Consider the following 18,895-nt stretch of genomic DNA (forward strand, 5'->3'; position numbering starts at 1 on the left):
CACGATCCGTCAGGAGATCGGGATCTCCTTGATCTTCGAATCCGGCTTGCCCGCCGTCTTGCAGTAGACGATCGCCTGCTGCTGCAGTCCCGTGATCACGAGCGCCGAGGGCTCGTCGCCGTGCTTGTCCTTGTACAGCTTCGTCACCTGGTCGCGCTGGTCCGCGTCGGACATCTTCTGGTAGTTCTCGCAGGTGGTGTCGCCGCCCTGCTTCGTGCAGCCGGTGAGGGTGAGCGCGGCGACGGCGAGCACCGCCGCACCGAGGCGGATTCGGTTCGTGGGCTTCGACATGGGGCACCTTCCGGCTGGATGACGGGACGGGTCGACCCTACCGAGACGCCGGTCGCGTCAGTCGACGCAGGGGATCTCGCCGCCGCGCAGGGTCGTCCCGGAGTCGGGCACCGGGCCCGCCGCGGCGGACGTGGGCATCGTCGTCGTACCCGGCGCGCGGGGCGCGGTGAAGCCCACGGGCTTCGGAGCCGGCGTCGCGCCGGCGGCCTCGGTGGCGTCGGAGGTCTCCTCGGCGTCATCGGGTTCGTGCACGGACTGCCCGAAGGCCTTCTGCACCTGCGCACGGATGGCCTTCGGATCCACCAGGTTCACGGCCTGCTGGTCGATCATGTCGTAGCCGAGCACTGGCAGCGTCGTGAACGTGAGGTTCGTCCCCGCGATCTGGCCGGCCTGCTGCGCGAACTCCTGCAGGTCCCAGCCGTCGGAGACGACGACGTCCTTCTGCGCCACGGCGATCAGGGACTGCAGCTTCCGGACGTCGCCGAAGACGCCCTGCTTCTGCAGCTGCACCATGACGCCGGCGATGAACGCCTGCTGCCGGTGCGTGCGGTCGAGGTCGCCGTCGGCGAGCCCGTGCCGCTGCCGGACGAAGGCCAGCGACTGCGCGGCGTTCAGCTTCTGCCGACCGGCGGGGAAGGCGGCGCCGGAGTAGCTGTCGCGCACCGGGTTGTTGAGACACACCTCGACGCCGCCCAGGGTCTGCGCGAGGTCGTAGAAGCCGACGAGACTGACCTCCGCGAAGTGATCGATCGGCACGCCCACGAGCCGGCCGACGGTGGCGATGGTCGCGGCGCGCGCCGACTCCCGGGCCTTGCTCTCGAGCTCCTTGCGGTCGGAGACGCCCGTCGCGGCCAGCTTGTCCTCGACCTCGGCCTTGCGGGTGCCGTACGCCTCCTTGATCTTCCCCTTCTTCTTCGACTCGACGCCCATGAAGGTCACGTAGTCGTCGCGCGGGATCGAGAAGGCGGTCACCTTCTTCCCGTCCGCGGGCACGTGCAGGAGGATCAGCGTGTTGGTGTTGTAGCCGCCGTTGTCACTGGTACCGGCGTGCAGCTGCTCGAGGACGTCGGCGGGCAGCGGGTCGCCGTTCTGATCACGCCGGGTGTCCAGCCCCATCAGCAGGATGTTCTTCGCACCGCCCGTGGACTTCGCCACCTTGGCCTCGGCGAGCGCGCGCGAGACGTTGAAGCCGCCGATCACCAGATTGGTGCTCCACCAGACGGTTCCGGTGACGGCGAGCACGACGGCCGACAGCAGCGCGATGGCCACGCGGCCACCCCGCGCTCCCGACGGTCTGCGCTTCACGCGGCGACATTACCGCGCGGAGCGGCGCTACTCGGGGACGCGCGCCGCGAGTGCCCGGAGCGGCTCCACCAGCTGGGCGAGCGCCCGCGCGCGGTGGCTGATCGCGTTCTTCTCCTCCGCGGTCAGCTCCGCGGCGGTGCGGTCCGAGCCGTCGGGGAGGAAGACCGGGTCGTAGCCGAACCCGCCGTCGCCGCGGGGCTCCCGCAGGACGGTGCCGCGCCAGGTGCCGCGCACCGTCCGCTCCCCCGTGCCGTCCACGAGGGCGCACGCCGAGACGAACTCGCCGCCGCGCCGCTCGTCCGGGGTGTCGGAGATCTGCGCGAGCAGCAGGGCGGTGTTCGCCGGGTCGTCCCCGTGGCGGCCGGACCAGCGCGCCGAGAGCACGCCGGGCATGCCGTTCAAGGCGTCGACGCAGATGCCGGAATCGTCGGCGAGGCAGGGCAGTCCGGTCCGCTCGTAGCCCTGCCGGGCCTTGATGAGCGCGTTGCCCTCGAACGACGGCGCGTCCTCGGGCAGCTCCTCGAAGGCCGGGACCTCGTCGAGCCCGATGACCTCGAGACCGACGATGCCCGCGTCGGCGACGACCTGCCGCAGCTCGCGGAGCTTCTTCGCGTTGCGCGAGGCGAGCAGCAGCCGGGTGCCGGTCACTGCCCGAACTTCTTCTTCTGTTCGCCCTCGAACTCCGGCAGCACGCCCGGGTACGGCGCCGCGAGCGCCTCCTTCTGCACGGCGAAGAGCTTCTCGGTGCCGGCGACCGCGGAGTCGAGCATCCAGTCGAGGGTGGTGCGGGCGAAGGTGGCTCCCTCGCCCGTGCCCTGCACCTCGACGAGGGTGCCGGTGTCGGTGGCGACGACGTTCATGTCGACCTCGGCGCGCGAATCCTCCTCGTACGGCAGGTCGAGCCGGACGCGGCCGTCGACGACGCCCACCGAGACGGCGGCGATCGCGCACGAGATGGGCTGCGGGTCGGTCAGCTTGCCGGCGGCGCCGAGGTAGGTCACGGCGTCGCACAGCGCGACGTAGGCGCCGGTGATCGACGCGGTGCGGGTGCCGCCGTCGGCCTGCAACACGTCGCAGTCGATGGCGATCGTGTTCTCGCCCAGCGCCGCGAGGTCGATGCAGGCGCGCAGCGACCGGCCGATGAGGCGGGAGATCTCGTGGGTGCGGCCGCCGACCTTGCCCTTGGTGGACTCGCGGCGGCTGCGCTCGTGGGTGGCGCCGGGGAGCATCGAGTACTCGGCGGTCAGCCAACCCTGGCCCGATCCGCGGCGCCAGCCGGGCACGCCCAGCTCGACGCTGGCGGTGCACAGCACCTTGGTGTTGCCGAACTCCACCAGCACCGAACCGGCGGGGTTCTGCGTGAATCCCCGGGTGATGGTCACGGGGCGGAGTTCGTCGTCGGCCCTGCCGTCTGCGCGTCTGCTCACGGCCCCAGCCTATCGCCTCCCGTCGGCGGGGGCGCTAGAGCTCGAAGACGTCGCCGCCCGTCACGGCGTGGACCGGCCCGTCGTAGACGGAGCGCGCCTCGGCGAGCACCGCTTCGCGCGAGGTCCACGGCGGGATGTGGGTGAGCAGCAGCCGCCCGACGCCCGCATCCGCGGCGGCCTGGCCGGCCTCGACGCCCGAGAGGTGCACGCCCAGCGGGCGGTTCGCGGGGTCGTGCGTCCAGCTGGCCTCGGCCAGCATCACGTCCGCGCCGCGGGCGACCTCGACGAGGTTGTCGCAGACGCCGGTGTCGCCCGTGTACGCGAGGACCTTGCCGCTCGGCGACGTGATCCGCAAGCCGTGCGACTCGGGCGGATGGAACATGCGGAAGGGACGCACGGTGAGGCCGCCCACGACGTGGTCCTCACCCTCGGCCCACGCGGAGAAGTCGAACGTGTCGGAGATGTCGTCGAGCATCGCCGCCGACTCGGCGGAGGCGCGCCCTAGGCGCTGCGGGGTGTCCGCGGGGCCGATCAGGCGGGCGCGGCCCACCGCGGGCTCCGGGTGGTAGCGCCGCCACACGAGCAGCGACGGCACGTCGAGGCAGTGGTCGGCGTGCAGGTGCGAGAGCATGACGGTGACCGTGTTCGGGTCGACTCGCTGTTGCAACTCCCCCAACACCCCGGGTCCGAAATCCATGACGACCGGATCCTGCCCGTCCACCTCCAAGAGGTATCCCGAGCAGGCCGCCCGAGGACCGCCGACGCTGCCGGAACACCCGAGGATGGTGAGACGCATGAAGCACATGCTGCCAGATCCGCGATCGTCACGAGGCAATCGCGCCGACCTCACGGGAATTGCCAGGTCCGGACTCGGTGCGGGCGCGGCGCCCGAGCAGCACCGCCGCGAGCACGCCGCCGACGGCGCCCCACAGGTGCGCCTGCCACGAGACACCGGGCTGACCGGGCAGAACGCCCCACAGCATGCCTCCGTAGAGCACCATGAGCGTCACGCCGACGATGATGTCGAGCGGCTTGCGGGTGAACAGCCCCCGCACCGCCAGGTAGGTCATCCAGCCGAACAGCACCCCCGACAGCCCGATCACCACGGTGTTCGTGCCGCCCGTCACCCACACGCCGACGCCCGACACCAGCCAGATGATCGCGGTGGCGAGCAGGAACCGGCCGGCACCAGCGATCAGGCCCAGGAAACCGAGGATCAGCGCCGGAACGCTGTTGGCGGCCAGGTGCTCCCAACCGCCGTGCAGGAGCGGAGCGGCGGCGATCCCGCGGATCGCGTCGCCACCCTCACGCGGGTGGATGCCCCACTGGTCCAGGGAGTTGCCGGCGACGGTGTCGACGACCTCGATGGCCCATAGCGCGGCGACGAAGACCGCGATCACGATCGCGGACCGTCCGGCCGTGCTCCCGGCCACCCGCCGCACGGGCGACCGCTCGTCCTTGATGGGAACCGTCATGGCGACCTCCTCGCGCGAGCGGAGGCGGTGCTTCACTCACGCCCAGAGCTGGCCGTCGAGGGCCTCCTCCGCATCTTCCAACGTACCGTCGTACGCGCCGGTCGACAGATACTTCCATCCCGCATCCGCGACGACGAAGGCCACATCGGCGCGCTCGCCCGCGGCCAGGGCCTTGTTCGCGACGCCCAGCGCGGCGTGCAGCACCCCGCCGGTGGAGACGCCGGCGAAGATCCCCTCGTCGTCGATGAGCTGCCGCATGCGGCGCACCGCGTCGTAGGCGCCCACGGAGAACCGCCGGGTCAGGACCGTCTCGTCGTAGAGCTCGGGGACGAAGCCCTCATCGAGGTTACGGAGCCCGTAGACGAGCTCGCCGTACCGCGGCTCGGCGGCGACGATCTGCACGCCGGGCACGTGTTCGCGCAGGTAGCGGCCGGTGCCCATGAGCGTGCCCGTCGTGCCGAGACCTGCGACGAAGTGCGTGATCTCGGGCAGGTCGGCGAGCAGCTCCGGCCCCGTCCCCGTGTAGTGCGCGCGGGCGTTCGCGGGGTTGCCGTACTGGTAGAGCATCACCCAGTCCGGGTGCTCCGCGGCGAGCTTCTTCGCCTCCGCCACGGCGCGGTTGGAGCCGCCCGCGGCAGGGCTGGAGATGATCTCGGCGCCGTACATGGTGAGCAGCTGGCGCCGCTCCGCGGAGGTGTTCTCGGGCATCACGCACACCAGCCGGTAGCCCTTGAGCTTCGCGGCCATCGCGAGGCTGATCCCGGTGTTTCCGGAGGTGGGCTCGAGGATGGTGTCGCCGGGACGGAGCCGGCCGTCGGCCTCCGCCTCCGTGATCATCCGCAGCGCCGGGCGGTCCTTGATCGACCCCGTCGGGTTGCGGTCCTCGAGCTTGGCCCACAGCCGGACGGAGGGCGCACCGTCGGACCCGTCCCAGCGGGGCGACAGGCGCGGCAGCCCGACCAGCGGCGTCCCGCCCAGCGAGTCGAGCAGCGAGTCGAACCTCATCCGCCCGCCACCGCGGGAAGCACCGTGACGGTGCCCCCGTCGGCGACGGGGGTGTCGAGGCCGCCGGTGAACCGCACGTCCTCGTCGTCGACGTAGACGTTGACGAACCGGTGCAGCGCGCCGTCGGCGATGAGCCGGTCCTTGATCCCGGCGTGGCGGGTCTCGAGGTCGTCGATGACGGCGGCGAGCGTCGCGCCGTCGGCGGGCACGCGCTTCTGGTCGCCGGTGAGCGGGCGCAGGATGGTCGGGATGGACACGGTGACGGACATCAATCCTCCAGGATGTGGACGGGCTCTTCGGTGATCACGGAATCGACGATGCGGTAACTGCGGACCTCGGCGTCGGGGCCGAGCTCGTCGCGGGTGGAGATCAGGACGTAGTGGGCGTTCGGCTCGGAGGCGAACTTCACGTCGGTGCGGGAGGGATAGGCCTCGGTGGCCGTGTGCGAGTGGTAGATCACCACCGGCTCCTCGTCGGCGTCGTCCATCCCGCGCCACACGCGCAGTTGCTCGCCCGAGTCGAAGCGGTAGAACGTGGGCGAGCGCTCCGCGTTGAGCATCTCGATGAACCGCTCGGGGCGGTCGGAGCCCTCGGGCCCGGCGATGACGCCGCACGCCTCGTCGGGGTGGTCGCGGCGCGCGTGCGCGATCATCCGCTCCACCAGGTCGCGCCTGATCGTCAACCCGCGCGGCGGGCCCGGCTCCGTCATGTGCCGTGCAACCGCCGCCGGGCGCGCGCTATTCCGGCTCGCGGTCGAGCATCACCGAGACCAGCACGTCGAGCATCGCCGAGAGCCAGTGGTAGACGTCGACGTGCCCGGCCCGGGCCGGGTCCTCGGAGGACGGCCCGTCGGGCAGGTCCGCGGTGATGCCCAGCAGCGTGCCGAGCGCGAGCCGCAGGTCGTTGATGCAGGTCAGCCAGTCCTGCGCCTCGGACTCGGTGAGGGAGACGGTGCCGGCCCGCTCGGGCAGGGTGGCGAGCACCGTCTGTGCGGCATCGCGCTTGGCGTCGATCACCTCGGGCTCGTTGAGGGAGCGGAGCGCGCCGTTGAGGTCGCGGGCCAACTCGCCCGACGGTGCCTCGGTCGCGCCCGGCGCGTTGGCGTCGGGCCGGTAGAAGTCGGGCAGCAAGCGCTGCAGCACGGTCTCCTGGGGCGGCTCGGCGTGGCCGGTCCGCAACCCGGTCAGCTCGGCGAGGTCGTCGTGCGGTGCCGAGTCCTCCCGCTCGTCGAACAACTCGACCAGGGAGCCGACGAGGGACCGGACGAGGCCGACCTCCTCCGGATCCATCTTCGAGACGAAGCGGACATCGCCGCGCACGCCCCGCTTGACCTGCCAGTTACGCACTCAGTCGTCTCGCTGCATCGTCGCCCACAGGCCGGCCGCATGCAGCTTGCGGACATCGGCCTCCACCTTGTCGCGGTCGCCCGTGGAGACCACGGCCTTCCCCTCGGTGTGCACCTGCATCATCAGTTCCTTGGCTTTGGCCGTGCTGAAGCCGAACAGCTTCCGGAGCACGAAGGTCACGTACGACATGAGGTTCACCGGGTCGTCCCAGACCACGGTGACCCAGGGCTTGTCGAGCGCCTCGTCGGTCTTGCGTTCGAGCACCGCGGACGTACCGGGCTGGGCAGCAGTGGAACCTCCGCCCGGACCACCGTCACTTCCCGGGGCCGCTGCGCTGCTGTCGGTCATGGTTCTAGGGTACCCAGTGTGACGGTAGATGAAAACGGGGCCGACTCCTCCTGGCGCAGCTCCGCCCTGCTCACGGATCAGTACGAGCTCACCATGCTCGCGGCGGCCCTCAAGGACGGCACGGCGCACCGGCCCTGTGTCTTCGAGGTCTTCGCGCGACGGCTCCCGGCGGGCCGCCGGTACGGCGTGGTGGCCGGCACCACGCGGGTGCTCGACGAGCTCCGCCGGTTCCGGTTCGGGCCCGCCGAGCTCGCCGTCGTCGAGCGCTTCCTCGACGCGGAGACGCTGGCCTGGCTCAGGGACTACCGGTTCACCGGCGAGATCGACGGCTACCGCGAGGGCGAGCTCTACTTCCCCGGTTCCCCGCTCCTGACGGTGCGCGCCACCTTCGCGGAGGGCGTGATCCTGGAGACGCTCATCCTGTCGATCCTCAACCACGACAGCGCGATCGCCTCCGCCGCCGCCCGTATGGTGTCCGCGGCCGCGGGGCGCCCGCTGATCGAGATGGGCTCGCGGCGCACGCACGAGCGCGCCGCGGTGGCCTCCGCCCGCGCGGCCTACCTCGCCGGGTTCGCCACGACCTCCAACATGGAGGCGGCCCGGACGTACGGCGTCCCGTCGGGCGGCACGGCCGCGCACGCCTTCACCCTGCTGCACACCGGCCCGGACGGCCCCGACGAGGAGGCCGCCTTCGCGGCCCAGGTCGCGGCGCAGGGGCCCGGTACCACGCTGCTGGTGGACACCTACGACATCACCGAGGGCGTCAACCGCGCGGTCCGGGCCGCGGGACCGGAGCTCGGTGGCGTGCGGATCGATTCGGGCGACCTCGGCATCATCACCCGGCAGGTGCGGGCGCAGCTCGACGGCCTGGGCGCGACGCGGACCAAGATCGTGGTGTCGGGCGATCTGGACGAGTACGCGATCGGCGCGCTGCGCGCGGAGCCGATCGACGTCTACGGCGTCGGCACCTCGCTCGTCACCGGCTCGGGCGCCCCCACCGCGGGGATGGTCTACAAGCTCGTCGAGGTCGACGGCCTGCCCGTCGCGAAACGCAGCTCGCACAAGGAGACCCAGGGCGGCGAGAAGCGCGCCGTGCGGCTCGCGCGCGGCACCGGCACCATCGTCGAGGAGCTGCTGCACCGGCCCGGGGCCACCCCGACGGTGCCGGCGCACCTCACCGCGACGCCGCTGCAGATCCCGCTGGTGCGCGGCGGCGACCAGGTCGACGGGCTGCCGACCCTCGAGGACGCGCGCGCGCACCTGCGCAACGCCCTGGTGACGCTGCCGTGGGAGGGCCTGGGCCTGTCGAACGGCGAGCCCGCGATTCCGACCCGCCTGGAGGAGAAGCGATGACGACGGCGCTGATCGTCGTGGACGTGCAGAACGACTTCTGCGAGGGCGGCTCGCTGGCCGTCGCGGGCGGCGCGCAGGTGGCGCGGCGCATCCACGACGACCTGCTGGAGTCCTATCCGGTGATCGCCGCGACCCGCGACTGGCACATCGACCCCGGCGCGCACTTCTCCGCGACCCCGGACTTCGTGGACTCGTGGCCGGTGCACTGCCGGGCGCGCACCGAGGGCGCGCAGTTCCACCCGAACCTGCGGCTGCCGGTGCGGGTGCCGGTGTTCAGCAAGGGCGCCTACTCGGCGGCGTACTCGGGTTTCGAGGCGCACGATCCGGACGGCGCCTCGCTCGCGGAATGGCTGGCGGCGCACGACGTCTCGTCGGTCGACGTGGTCGGCATCGCCACCGACCACTGCGTGCGCGCCACCGCCCTCGACGCCGTGGCCGCCGGCCTGACGGTGCGCGTGCTCGCCGACTACACCGCGGGCGTCGCCGAGGAGTCGACGCGGGCCGCGCTGGCGGAGTTCGCGGCCGCCGGGATCACGGTGGCCTGAGAATCATTCGCCGGATTCGTCGCCGGGGCCCGCGGGGTCGTCGCCGGGATCCGGGAGGTCGTCCGGGTAGATGACGTCGATCTCGCGGATCGACTTCGGGAAGTCCTTGCGGTTGTTGGTCAGGAAGCGATCGGCACCCGCGGCAATCGCCGTCGCGAGGTGCACGGAGTCCGCGGCTCGGAGCCCGTAGGACACCGCGAGCGACAGCGCCAGGTGCGCAGTGGGGTCATCCAACGGATACAGGTCGAGCCGGCCGACCAGCTCGAGCAATCGCGTCGTCTCATCCGACGCAAGACCCGCGCGCACTGACGGTGGTCATGGACGGTTTGTACGGCTGTGTACATGTACGTACAACAGGTCACGACGGTTGCCGGGCCTGGACGGCCGACAGTTCGGCAAGGAGCTCGTCGGGGTACTCCATCGGCAGCGAGTGCGTCCCGTCCGGCCAGACGCGGACCGTCGCGTTCGGCAGGGTGCGGGCCCGCTGCTCGGCGGCAGCGGTGTCGGTGACCGTGCTCCGGCCGCCGAGTCCGACGAAGACGGGCATCGTCAGTCGCGCGAGCGCGGCGTCGTCGGGCTGGACGGGCGTCGGGAGCGCGGCGCGGTACCCCGCCGCGCCGGCGTCGATCATGGCGCCGATCGGGCTGCCGGTGGTGTCGGCCTCGTCGGCCCCGCCGATGGACGCGAGTCCCTTCCGCCGCCACGACTCGGGCAGGAAGGGCAACGCCGAGGGCAGCGTCGCGACGTACATCTGCCAGCGCAGCCCGGCGAAGACGAGGATCGGCTCCCACAGCGTCAGGGTGGCGACCCGATCGGGATGGCGCACCGCGAGGTTCGCGGCGCTCCACGCGCCGAAGGAGTGCCCGACGAGGTGCGCGCGGCCGATCCCGAGGGCCGTCATCGTCTCCGCGAGCCAGGCCGCCTGGTCGTCGGCGCCGGCCAGCGGCCGGTCCTGCACGCTCATGCCTGCATCGCCCAGCGCGTCGACGGCGTAGACCTCCCGGTCGCGCAGGCGCGCCACTACGTCCGCCCACATGGGGACACCCGAGGATCGCCCCGGCACCAACAGGATCGGCGCCTCCCCGGGCCGGGGCGTCCCGAACCGGTAGGCGCGGACGATGCCGTACCCGGTGCGCACGTCCCGCGTCTCCGACGGTGCCGGCAGGTCGCGGAGGGCGCGGTCGTACCGCTCGAGGTACGTCGCGCGGGCGTCCGCCGACCGCCAGTACCCGACGGGGCTCGGATCGCGCACGAGGTAGGCGCCCACCGCACCGAGGACCACCGCCGCCACCGCTCCGACCATCACCGCTCGCCGGATCCGTCGTCCCATGTCGCACCTCCTTGACAATGCATTCGCATTGTAACAAGTTCGCGATGCACTCGCATTGCTACGATCGACGGGTGCCGAAGCAGGTGGACCACGAGGAACGTCGCGCCGAGATCGACCGCGTCGTATGGACGATCATCGCCGAGGAGGGCATCGCCGCCGTCACCCTCCGCGCCATCGCCGCGCGCGGCGACATCTCGATGGGCCGCATCCAGCACTACTTCCCCACCCGCGACGCCATCGTCCGGCACGCACTCACGTCGTACCTGGCGCTGGCGGAGCGGGCCCACCCCGTCCCGGACGATCCGGGCGAGGCCCTGACGATGCTGCTCACCCACGCGATCCCGCGCGACGGCGCGCGACGTCTCGGCGCGAAGGTCTGGTACGCCTACCTCGCCGAGGCGGTCACCGATCCCGGCCTCCGCGCGATCGTCGACGAGACGCTGCGGGGCGCCGAGGACCTCGCGACGGACCTGCTCGACGGTGACCGCGACCGCGCGCGGGCCCTCCTCGCCGCGGCGGACGGCTTCGCCTACCGCGCGCTGATCGGCGTCGTCACCGCCGACGAAGCCGAAGCCGCCGTCCGCGACCTCGCCGGCCCGGCCCCGCGCCGGACCTGACGCGCGCCGGACCCGACCCGCGGGTAGTGAGCACCGGATGCACACGTTTCCCCAGGAAGCAGTGCGGGCTAACGCTGTTAAGTTCCGATCGGGGCGGGGCTACAGTGCAGACATGCGCCTGACCGCCGAATTCACCAGCGAACCCTTCGAGGGCGAGGGAACGGTGCCGACGCACGCCGACCGCGCCGTCGGAGCACTGCGGGCCGCCGGCCTGGAACACGACTTCGGTCCGCTCGGCACCTCCGTGGAGGGTGACCGCGATTCCGTGCTCGACGCACTGCGGGACGCCCTCGATGCGGCGTTCACAGGCGGCGCGACTCGCGTCACCGTGCAGATCGAGCGGACCGATGACTGAACCCGGACATCCGCTGCTCGAGGCCGTGCAGGACCTCGTGGACCGGATCGACGGCACCGTCGTGACAGTGGCCGAGTTGCGGCCGTCGGACGTGCCGCTGCGCTGGGAGGGCCGCATCGTGGGTGGCGTGCGCCTCTCCGCCACGGACCCGGCGGAACCCCTCGCCGGCGACCTGGACACCCTCCTCGAGCGGCTCGCGGAGGAACTGGGAGCACCCCTGAACGAGTTGGACCGCAAGGACAAGCAGCGAGCCGTTCGCCTGCTCGAGGAGCGCGGCGCGTTCACCTTCCGCAAGTCCACCGAGACGGTGGCCGAGGCGCTCGGAGTCACCCGGTTCACCGTGTACAACTACCTCAACCGCCTGCGCGCCTGACCTGGACCGAGCGACGCTCGGCAACATTTTTCAACAAACTGTTGACGTGACTCAGATCACATGCCATTCTTCGATCAGTGGAAAACCTCTTCCGCAGACCGAAAGAAGGCAGGTCAGATGGACCTCGAAGACTTCAACTCGGCGCCTGAGGCCGATATCCGGGCGACTCTACTCGCGTGTTGCGATGTGCGCTCCTGGAGCGATGCGGTCATCGGCGGACGGCCCTACGCCGATGCCTCCGACGCCCTCCGGGTGGCCGGCACCGCGGCCCTGGCGTTCACCCCCGCCGACGTGGATCGCGCACTCGCCTCCCATCCGCGGATCGGCGAGCGCGCCGCGGGCGCCTCCACCGAGGCCGCGTGGTCCCGCAAGGAGCAGTCGGGCGTCGCCACCGACACGCAGACGCAGGCCGCCCTCCTCGCCGGCAACGGCGCCTACGAGGAGCGGTTCGACCGCGTCTTCCTGATCAACGCCGCGGGACTGGACGCGACGACGGTGCTCGCCGAGCTGCACCGGCGGCTCGAGAACGCGCCGGACGCCGAGGCCGCCGAAGTCGCCCGCGAGCTCCGCGGGATCGCGCTGCGCCGCCTCGCCCGGGTCCTCGAACTGGAAGACGAACTCGCAGAGAGGCAGTCATGAGCACGGTCACCACCCACGTCCTCGACACCGCGCGCGGTGTCCCCGCAGCCGGGGTCCCGATCCGGATGGACCGGGTCGGGCCGGACGGCACCGTCGAATCCGTGGCACAGGGCGTCACGGACGACGACGGCCGGATCCGCGACCTCGGCCCGGACGACCTGGCCGCCGGCGTCTACCGCCTGACCTTCGACACCGCGACGTACTCCACGGCCACGGGGCAGGAGAACTTCTTCCCCGAGGTCGCCATCACCTTCCGCCTGATCGCGGTCGACGGCGCCGTTCCCCACCACCACGTCCCGCTCCTCCTCAGCCCGTTCCACTACTCCACCTACAAAGGAAGCTGACCACCATGGCAATCCACTTGGGCCCCAACCAGTACGGCAAGGCGGAGAACCGCGTGGTGCGGATCTACCGCGACACCGCCCGGCACACGATCCGCGACCTCAACGTGTCCTCGGCGCTGCGCGGCGACTTCCAGGACGCCCACATCAGCGGCGACCAGGCGGCGGTGCTGCCGACCGACACCCAGAAGAACACCTCGTTCGCCTTCGCCAAGGAGAAGGGCATCGGCGCGATCGAGGACTACGCCCTCACGCTGGGCGGTCATTTCATCGACTCCACCCCCAAGGCCGACGGCGCTCGCATCGAGGTGCACGAGTACCCCTGGGACCGGATCCAGGTCGACGGTGCCGGCCACGACCACGCCTTCGTCCGCTCCGGCGGCGGAGTACGGTCCACCGTCGTCAACGTCGACGGCCGCGGCGCCGACCGCCGCGCGCACGTGGTGTCCGGCATCCACGACCTGACGCTGCTCAAGTCCACCGGCTCGGAGTTCCACGGCTTCCTCAAGGACAAGTACACGACGCTGCAGGAGACCGACGACCGGATCCTCGCCACGTCGCTCGTCGCCAAGTGGCGCTACGACCACACGGACGTGGACTGGGACAAGTCCTTCGACTCGATCCGCGCGATCATGCTCCAGCGGTTCGCCGAGATCCACAGCAAGGCACTGCAGCAGACCCTGTACGGCATGGGCCAGTCCGTGCTCGAGCAGCACCCCGAGGTCGCGGAGATCAAGTTCTCGGCGCCGAACAAGCACCACTTCCTGGTGGACCTCTCCCCCTTCGGCGTGGAGAACCCCGGCGAGGTGTTCATCGCGGCCGACCGCCCCTACGGCCTGATCGAGGCGAGCGTCGTGCGCGACGACGCCTCCGACGCCGGCTCGGCGTGGCACGGCGTGCCCGGATTCTGCTAGCGGGGCGACGACCATGACCACAGCCACCGAGGTCCGGCCCGAGGACGAACGCCTCCCGCTCGGCAAGACCTTCGTCTACGGGCTCCAGCACATCCTGACGATGTACGGCGGCGTCATCGCGCCCCCGCTCATCGTGGGCGGCGCCGCGGGCCTGTCCGCCACGGACATGAGCCTGCTCGTGACCGCGGGCCTGTTCGTGAGCGGCCTCGCGACGATCCTGCAGACCATCGGCATCGGCCCGCTCGGCGCGCGCCTACCGATCGTGCAGGGCCTCTCGTTCGCCAGCGTCTCGACGATGACCGCGATCGCGCAGGACGGCGGCGTGCGGCCCATCTTCGGCGCGATCATCGTCGCCGGCCTGATCGGTCTCGTCCTCAGTTCCGTGTTCGCGAAACTGGTGCGGTACTTCCCGCCCGTGGTGACGGGCACGATCATCACGGTGATCGGCCTGTCGCTGCTGCCCGTGACCTTCAACTGGGCGCAGGGCGGCAACGCCAAGGCCGCCGACTACGGCTCGATGGCCAACATCGGGCTGGCCGGCGCCACGGTGCTGATCATCCTGGTGATCAGCCGCCTGTTCCAGGGCGCGATCTCGCGGCTGTCGATCCTCATCGGCATCGTCGTCGGCACGGTCATCGCCGCCTTCATGGGCAAGCTCGACTTCTCGAAGGTCGGTGACGGACCGATCTTCTCGCTGCCGCCGGTCATGCACTTCGGCAGCCCGACGTTCCAGATCGGCGCCATCATCTCGATGACGATCGTGATCCTGGTGATCATGACGGAGACCACGGCCGACATCCTCGCCATCGGCGAGATCGTCGGCACCCCCGTCGATTCGAAGCGGGTCGCCAACGGTCTGCGCGCCGACATGCTCTCGACCGCGGTGGCCCCCGCGTTCAGCGCCTTCCCGTGCAGCGCGTTCGCGCAGAACGTGGGCCTGGTGGCGCTCACGGGGATCAAGAGCCGGTACGTGGTGGCGATGGGCGGCGGCATCCTCGCGTTCCTGGGACTGCTCCCCGTCGTGGGCCGGGTGATCGCGGCGATCCCCTACCCCGTGCTCGGCGGCGCCGGCCTGGTGCTGTTCGGCTCCGTGGCCGCCAGCGGCATCAAGACGCTCTCCCGCGTGAACTTCGACGGCAACCTCAACATGGTGATCGTCGCCGTCTCCATCGGCATGGGCATGATCCCCGTGGCGGCGCCCGACTTCTGGCACGCCTTCCCGACCGCGGTCGGCACGGTCATGCACTCGGGGATCAGCGCCGCCGCCGTGGTCGCGGTGGTCCTGAACTTCCTGTTCAACGAGATCACGGCGGGCAACCGACCCGACGTCTCGGTGTTCGCGGCGGCCCCCGACGAACGCGGCAACCCGATCCCGAACGGCGACTGAGGCACGCCCGGTCGGCCGCCCGGCCGCACCGCCTCGACGAGAGCCGGAGTGTGCGATGCGCACTCCGGCTCTCCTCTTCCCGAACCCCTTGACGTGACCACCATCACATGTCACAATTCCATTGTACGGAAATGATCTTTCCGACAGGCGAAAGCTTGCAGGTCGTATCGGACCTCGCCAGAACCTGCATCGCCCGTACGCCCCGCCTGATGAAGGAGCCCCCATGAACGCGAACGCCCCCGCCAAGTACACGGTCAACTGCTCGATCCTGCTCGCCGACACCCCGATCTTCGATCGGCCCCGCACGGTCCGCGAGGCCGGCTTCGAGGCCGTCGAGTTCTGGTGGCCGTTCCCCACGGCCGTGCCGAGCGACCGCCAGGTCGACGCCTTCGTGACGGCGATCGAGGACGCGGGCGTGCAGCTCACGGGCCTGAACTTCGCGGCCGGCGACATGCCCGGCGGCGAGCGCGGCATCCTCTCCGATCCCGCCCGGGTCGCGGAGTTCCGCGACAACATCGACGTCGTCGTCGGCATCGGCGAGCGCCTGGGCATCCCCGCTTTCAACGCCCTGTACGGCAACCGGATCGACGGCGGCGACCCCGCCGAGCAGGACGCCGTCGCCGCCGAGAACCTCGCCGCCGCGGGCCGCGCCGCCGCCGGGATCGGTGCCGTCGTCCTCATCGAGCCGGTCAGCGGCGCCCCGCGCTACCCGCTGCTCACCGCGGCCGACGCCGTGACCGTCATCGACCGCGTCCGGGAGCAGTCCGGCGTCGACTCCCTGCGACTGCTCGCCGACCTGTACCACCTGCAGGTCAACGGCGACGACGTCGCCGCCGCCATCGACACCCACGCCGGCCTGATCGGCCACGTCCAGATCGCCGACGATCCCGGCCGCGGCGAGCCCGGCACCGGGACCCTCGACCTCGACGGCCACCTCGCCCACCTCGAGCGCGTGGGCTACCGCGGGCCGATCGGCCTGGAGTACAAGCAGACCCAGGACGATCCCTTCGCCTGGCTCCCCCGCGAGCAACGCGCGGCCCGCGTCGTCGCCGCCTCCTGAGCCCCCAGCCACCCGATCCTCCGATCGACGACCCGACACAAGGAATCTCATGACGAACATCGCCTTCATCGGACTCGGCATCATGGGCAGCCCCATGGCCGTGCACCTCGCGAACGCCGGCCACACGGTGGCGGGCTTCAACCGCACCCCCGAACGGGCCAAGCCGCTCGTCGACGCCGGCGGCCGCGCCGCCGCCTCGATCGCCGACGCCGTCGCCGACGCCGAGGTCATCGCGGTGATGGTGCCCGACTCCCCCGACGTGCAGGCCGTGCTCGCGGGCGAGGGCGGCGTCTTCGACAACGCCCCCGCCGGCGCGCTGATCATCGACTTCTCCAGCATCCGGCCCGACGTGACGACCGAGCTCGCGAAGCAGGCCGCCGAACGCGGCTTCCGGCTCATCGACGCGCCCGTGTCGGGCGGCGAGGCGGGCGCGATCAACGCAGCGCTGTCGATCATGGTCGGCGGCACGCCCGAGGACTTCGCCGCGGCGCAGCCGGTGCTCGACGTGGTCGGCAAGACCATCGTGCACGTGGGCCCCAACGGCTCCGGGCAGACCGTCAAGGCCGCGAACCAGCTCATCGTGGCCGGCAACATCCAGCTCCTGGCCGAGTCCATCGTCTTCCTCGAGGCGTACGGCGTGGACACCGCCGCCGCCGTCCAGGTGCTCGGCGGCGGGCTCGCGGGCTCCGCCGTGCTCAACCAGAAGGCGCAGAAGATGCTGGACCGCGAGTTCGAGCCCGGCTTCCGGATCGAGCTGCACCACAAGGACCTCGGCATCGTCACCGCCGCCGCCCGCGAGGCCGGCGTCGTCGCACCGCTCGGCGGCCTCGTCGCCCAGCTCATGGCCTCCGCCCGCGCCAACGGCGACGGCTCCCTCGACCACTCCGCGCTGCTGCGCGGCGTCGAGCGCCTGTCCGGCCGCACGTCCTAACCCGAAGACATTGGAGAACTGACATGGCTCGTATGCGTGCCGCCGAAGCAGCGGTCAAGATCATGGAGCTCGAGGGTGCCACCCAGGCGTTCGGCGTGCCCGGCGCCGCCATCAACCCCTTCTACGCGGCGATGCGCGCGCACGGCGGCATCGGCCACGTGCTGGCCCGCCACGTCGAGGGCGCCTCGCACATGGCGGAGGGCTTCACCCGCGCCGAGGCCGGCAACATCGGTGTCTGCATCGGCACGTCCGGCCCCGCCGGCACCGACATGATCACTGGGTTGTACTCGGCCATGGCCGATTCCATCCCCATCCTCGCCATCACCGGCCAGGCGCCCGTCGCGCGCCTGCACAAGGAGGACTTCCAGGCGGTCGACATCGCGTCCATCGCGAAGACCGTCACCAAGATGGCCGTCACCGTGCTCGAGCCCGCGCAGGTGCCGGGCGTCTTCGCGCAGGCCTTCCACCTCATGCGTTCGGGTCGGCCCGGCCCCGTCCTCATCGATCTGCCCATCGACGTGCAGCTCGCCGAGATCGAGTTCGACCCGGACACCTACACCCCGCTGCCCGTGCACAAGCCCGCCGCGACCCGCGCGCAGGCGGAGAAGGCGCTGGACATGCTGGCCGCGGCCGAGCGCCCGCTCCTCGTGGCCGGCGGCGGCATCATCAACGCCGACGCCTCCGACAAGCTGGTCGAGCTCGCCGAGCTGCTGGACGTCCCCGTCATCCCGACCCTCATGGGCTGGGGCACGATCCCCGACGACCACCGCCTCGCCGCGGGCATGGTGGGCCTGCAGACCGCGCACCGCTACGGCAACGCGACGATGCTCGCCTCGGACTTCGTGCTGGGCATCGGCAACCGCTGGGCGAACCGGCACACCGGCGGGCTCGACACCTACCGCGCGGGCCGGACGTTCGTCCACGTGGACATCGACCCCACCCAGATCGGCCGGGTCTTCGCGCCGGACTACAGCATCGTCTCCGACGCCGGGGCCGCGCTGGAGCAGTTCGTGGAGGTCGCCCGGGAACGGCGGGCCGCCGGCACGCTGGCGGACCGCTCCGCCTGGGTCGAGTCCTGCGCCGAGCGCAAGCGGACCATGCAGCGCCGCACGCACTTCGACGACGTGCCGATCAAGCCGCAGCGCGTCTACGAGGAGATGAACAAGGCCTTCGGCCGCGACACCCGGTACGTCAGCACGATCGGTCTTTCGCAGATCGCCGGCGGGCAGTTCCTGCACGTCTTCAAGCCGCGCCACTGGATCAACTGCGGGCAGGCCGGCCCGCTGGGCTGGACCATCCCCGCGGCCCTCGGCGTGGTCAAGGCCGCGCCCGGAACCGACGTGGTGGCGCTCTCGGGCGACTACGATTTCCAGTTCATGATCGAGGAACTGGCGGTCGCGGCGCAGTTCAACCTGCCCTACGTCCACGTCGTGGTGAACAACTCGTACCTGGGCCTGATCCGGCAGGCGCAGCGCGCCTTCGACATGGACTTCCAGGTCCAGCTGGGCTTCGACAACATCAACGCCGATGTCGACGACGCCCACAGCACCACCGGCTCGGACCCGATGCCCCTGGCCCCCAAGGGCTACGGCGTCGACCACGTCAAGGTCGCGGAGGGCCTGGGCTGCAAGGCCGTGCGCGTGACCGACCCGGCGGAGATCGCCGCGACGCTCACCCGCGCGCAGCAGATGGCCCGTGAGCACAAGGTGCCCGTGGTCGTCGAGATCTTCCTGGAGCGGGTCACCAACATCGCGATGGGCACCGAGCTCGACAACGTCGCCGAGTTCGAGGATCTCGCGACCGTCGGCACCGACGCGCCCACCGCCCTCCTGCTGCTCGACTAGGAGGACGCG

Annotated in this window: 25 protein-coding genes; 12 read left to right on the top strand and 13 right to left on the bottom strand. The window is 71.2% G+C overall.

Going from position 1 to position 18,895, the window contains the following annotated elements:
• Positions 1–9: 9 nt before the first annotated feature.
• The 11 genes from trbK to clpS are packed head-to-tail and all read right to left on the bottom strand — an operon-like array spanning position 10 to position 7,197.
• Positions 10–291, bottom strand: coding sequence for an entry exclusion lipoprotein TrbK (gene trbK / locus ACLQ3K_RS20930; RefSeq protein ID WP_426001395.1), 282 nt, complete (start codon positions 289–291; stop codon positions 10–12).
• Positions 292–348: 57 nt separating this feature from the next.
• The gene (locus ACLQ3K_RS20935; protein ID WP_426001397.1) at positions 349–1,596 is read right to left on the bottom strand and encodes an LCP family protein; all 1,248 of its coding nucleotides are present in this window, start codon (positions 1,594–1,596) and stop codon (positions 349–351) included.
• Positions 1,597–1,623: 27 nt separating this feature from the next.
• Entirely contained in the window at positions 1,624–2,244 is a 621-nt protein-coding gene (gene rdgB / locus ACLQ3K_RS20940; RefSeq protein WP_336671605.1) for an RdgB/HAM1 family non-canonical purine NTP pyrophosphatase, read from the bottom strand.
• Positions 2,241–3,023 carry a ribonuclease PH gene (gene rph, locus ACLQ3K_RS20945; RefSeq protein ID WP_224646344.1) on the bottom strand — a complete coding sequence of 261 codons (783 nt, stop codon included), beginning with the start codon at positions 3,021–3,023 and terminating at the stop codon, positions 2,241–2,243. The genes rdgB and rph overlap by 4 nt, the downstream gene beginning before the upstream one ends.
• Positions 3,024–3,057: 34 nt before the next feature.
• Positions 3,058–3,819, bottom strand: coding sequence for a cyclic nucleotide-degrading phosphodiesterase (locus ACLQ3K_RS20950; protein WP_426001398.1), 762 nt, complete (start codon positions 3,817–3,819; stop codon positions 3,058–3,060).
• A gap of 28 nt (positions 3,820–3,847) precedes the next feature.
• A complete protein-coding gene (locus tag ACLQ3K_RS20955) occupies positions 3,848–4,498 on the bottom strand; it encodes a rhomboid family intramembrane serine protease (protein WP_336671604.1) in 651 nt (216 codons plus the stop codon).
• 36 nt (positions 4,499–4,534) lie between these two features.
• Positions 4,535–5,503: a cysteine synthase gene (locus tag ACLQ3K_RS20960; protein WP_336671603.1), complete on the bottom strand. Its 969-nt coding sequence runs from the start codon at positions 5,501–5,503 to the stop codon at positions 4,535–4,537.
• Positions 5,500–5,772: a MoaD/ThiS family protein gene (locus ACLQ3K_RS20965; RefSeq protein ID WP_224646353.1), complete on the bottom strand. Its 273-nt coding sequence runs from the start codon at positions 5,770–5,772 to the stop codon at positions 5,500–5,502. Before ACLQ3K_RS20965 ends, ACLQ3K_RS20960 begins: the two co-directional genes overlap by 4 nt.
• Complete coding sequence (locus tag ACLQ3K_RS20970) at positions 5,772–6,212, bottom strand: M67 family metallopeptidase (protein WP_336671602.1); 441 nt, start codon at positions 6,210–6,212, stop codon at positions 5,772–5,774. Before ACLQ3K_RS20970 ends, ACLQ3K_RS20965 begins: the two co-directional genes overlap by 1 nt.
• A gap of 28 nt (positions 6,213–6,240) precedes the next feature.
• A complete protein-coding gene (locus tag ACLQ3K_RS20975; protein WP_224646357.1) occupies positions 6,241–6,849 on the bottom strand; it encodes a DUF2017 domain-containing protein in 609 nt (202 codons plus the stop codon).
• Complete coding sequence (gene clpS / locus ACLQ3K_RS20980) at positions 6,850–7,197, bottom strand: ATP-dependent Clp protease adapter ClpS (RefSeq protein WP_224646359.1); 348 nt, start codon at positions 7,195–7,197, stop codon at positions 6,850–6,852.
• An 18-nt stretch (positions 7,198–7,215) separates the two neighbouring features.
• Here clpS and ACLQ3K_RS20985 point away from each other — a divergent pair, with 18 nt between their 5' ends.
• Both ACLQ3K_RS20985 and ACLQ3K_RS20990 read left to right on the top strand, forming a co-directional pair.
• Positions 7,216–8,550, top strand: coding sequence for a nicotinate phosphoribosyltransferase (locus tag ACLQ3K_RS20985; protein WP_426001399.1), 1,335 nt, complete (start codon positions 7,216–7,218; stop codon positions 8,548–8,550).
• Positions 8,547–9,095 (top strand): isochorismatase family protein, encoded by a 549-nt coding sequence (locus ACLQ3K_RS20990; protein WP_336671600.1) that lies wholly within the window; start codon positions 8,547–8,549, stop codon positions 9,093–9,095. The genes ACLQ3K_RS20985 and ACLQ3K_RS20990 overlap by 4 nt, the downstream gene beginning before the upstream one ends.
• Before the next feature lie 3 nt (positions 9,096–9,098).
• Here the strand turns inward: ACLQ3K_RS20990 and ACLQ3K_RS20995 are convergent, their stop codons facing one another.
• Positions 9,099–9,401 carry a type II toxin-antitoxin system VapC family toxin gene (locus ACLQ3K_RS20995; RefSeq protein WP_426001401.1) on the bottom strand — a complete coding sequence of 101 codons (303 nt, stop codon included), beginning with the start codon at positions 9,399–9,401 and terminating at the stop codon, positions 9,099–9,101.
• Between the two features lie 52 nt (positions 9,402–9,453).
• Positions 9,454–10,425: an alpha/beta fold hydrolase gene (locus ACLQ3K_RS21000; RefSeq protein ID WP_426001402.1), complete on the bottom strand. Its 972-nt coding sequence runs from the start codon at positions 10,423–10,425 to the stop codon at positions 9,454–9,456.
• A gap of 71 nt (positions 10,426–10,496) precedes the next feature.
• Between ACLQ3K_RS21000 and ACLQ3K_RS21005 the strand changes: the two genes are divergently transcribed.
• The 10 genes from ACLQ3K_RS21005 to gcl all read left to right on the top strand — a co-directional run bounded on the left by ACLQ3K_RS21005 (position 10,497) and on the right by gcl (position 18,886).
• Positions 10,497–11,042: a TetR/AcrR family transcriptional regulator gene (locus tag ACLQ3K_RS21005; RefSeq protein ID WP_336671597.1), complete on the top strand. Its 546-nt coding sequence runs from the start codon at positions 10,497–10,499 to the stop codon at positions 11,040–11,042.
• 112 nt (positions 11,043–11,154) lie between these two features.
• Positions 11,155–11,397, top strand: a complete 243-nt coding sequence (locus ACLQ3K_RS21010; protein ID WP_224646370.1) for a thiamine-binding protein — start codon at positions 11,155–11,157, stop codon at positions 11,395–11,397.
• Positions 11,390–11,770, top strand: coding sequence for a helix-turn-helix domain-containing protein (locus ACLQ3K_RS21015; RefSeq protein WP_426001403.1), 381 nt, complete (start codon positions 11,390–11,392; stop codon positions 11,768–11,770). The genes ACLQ3K_RS21010 and ACLQ3K_RS21015 overlap by 8 nt, the downstream gene beginning before the upstream one ends.
• A 117-nt stretch (positions 11,771–11,887) precedes the next feature.
• Positions 11,888–12,409: a 2-oxo-4-hydroxy-4-carboxy-5-ureidoimidazoline decarboxylase gene (gene uraD / locus ACLQ3K_RS21020; protein WP_426001404.1), complete on the top strand. Its 522-nt coding sequence runs from the start codon at positions 11,888–11,890 to the stop codon at positions 12,407–12,409.
• On the top strand, positions 12,406–12,753 hold the full coding sequence (gene uraH / locus ACLQ3K_RS21025) for a hydroxyisourate hydrolase (protein WP_224646375.1): 348 nt from the start codon (positions 12,406–12,408) through the stop codon (positions 12,751–12,753). The genes uraD and uraH overlap by 4 nt, the downstream gene beginning before the upstream one ends.
• 5 nt (positions 12,754–12,758) lie before the next feature.
• Positions 12,759–13,664, top strand: coding sequence for a factor-independent urate hydroxylase (gene pucL, locus ACLQ3K_RS21030; protein ID WP_426001405.1), 906 nt, complete (start codon positions 12,759–12,761; stop codon positions 13,662–13,664).
• A 13-nt stretch (positions 13,665–13,677) separates the two neighbouring features.
• Positions 13,678–15,051, top strand: coding sequence for a nucleobase:cation symporter-2 family protein (locus tag ACLQ3K_RS21035; protein WP_426001406.1), 1,374 nt, complete (start codon positions 13,678–13,680; stop codon positions 15,049–15,051).
• A gap of 223 nt (positions 15,052–15,274) precedes the next feature.
• Positions 15,275–16,111, top strand: a complete 837-nt coding sequence (locus ACLQ3K_RS21040; protein ID WP_426001408.1) for a hydroxypyruvate isomerase family protein — start codon at positions 15,275–15,277, stop codon at positions 16,109–16,111.
• 49 nt (positions 16,112–16,160) lie between these two features.
• Entirely contained in the window at positions 16,161–17,042 is an 882-nt protein-coding gene (locus ACLQ3K_RS21045) for a 2-hydroxy-3-oxopropionate reductase (protein ID WP_224646380.1), read from the top strand.
• Positions 17,043–17,065: 23 nt separating this feature from the next.
• Positions 17,066–18,886, top strand: coding sequence for a glyoxylate carboligase (gcl, locus tag ACLQ3K_RS21050; RefSeq protein ID WP_426001409.1), 1,821 nt, complete (start codon positions 17,066–17,068; stop codon positions 18,884–18,886).
• Positions 18,887–18,895 lie beyond the last annotated feature (9 nt).

Source organism: Tsukamurella sp. DT100 (assembly GCF_049844855.1).
GTDB lineage: Bacteria > Actinomycetota > Actinomycetes > Mycobacteriales > Mycobacteriaceae > Tsukamurella.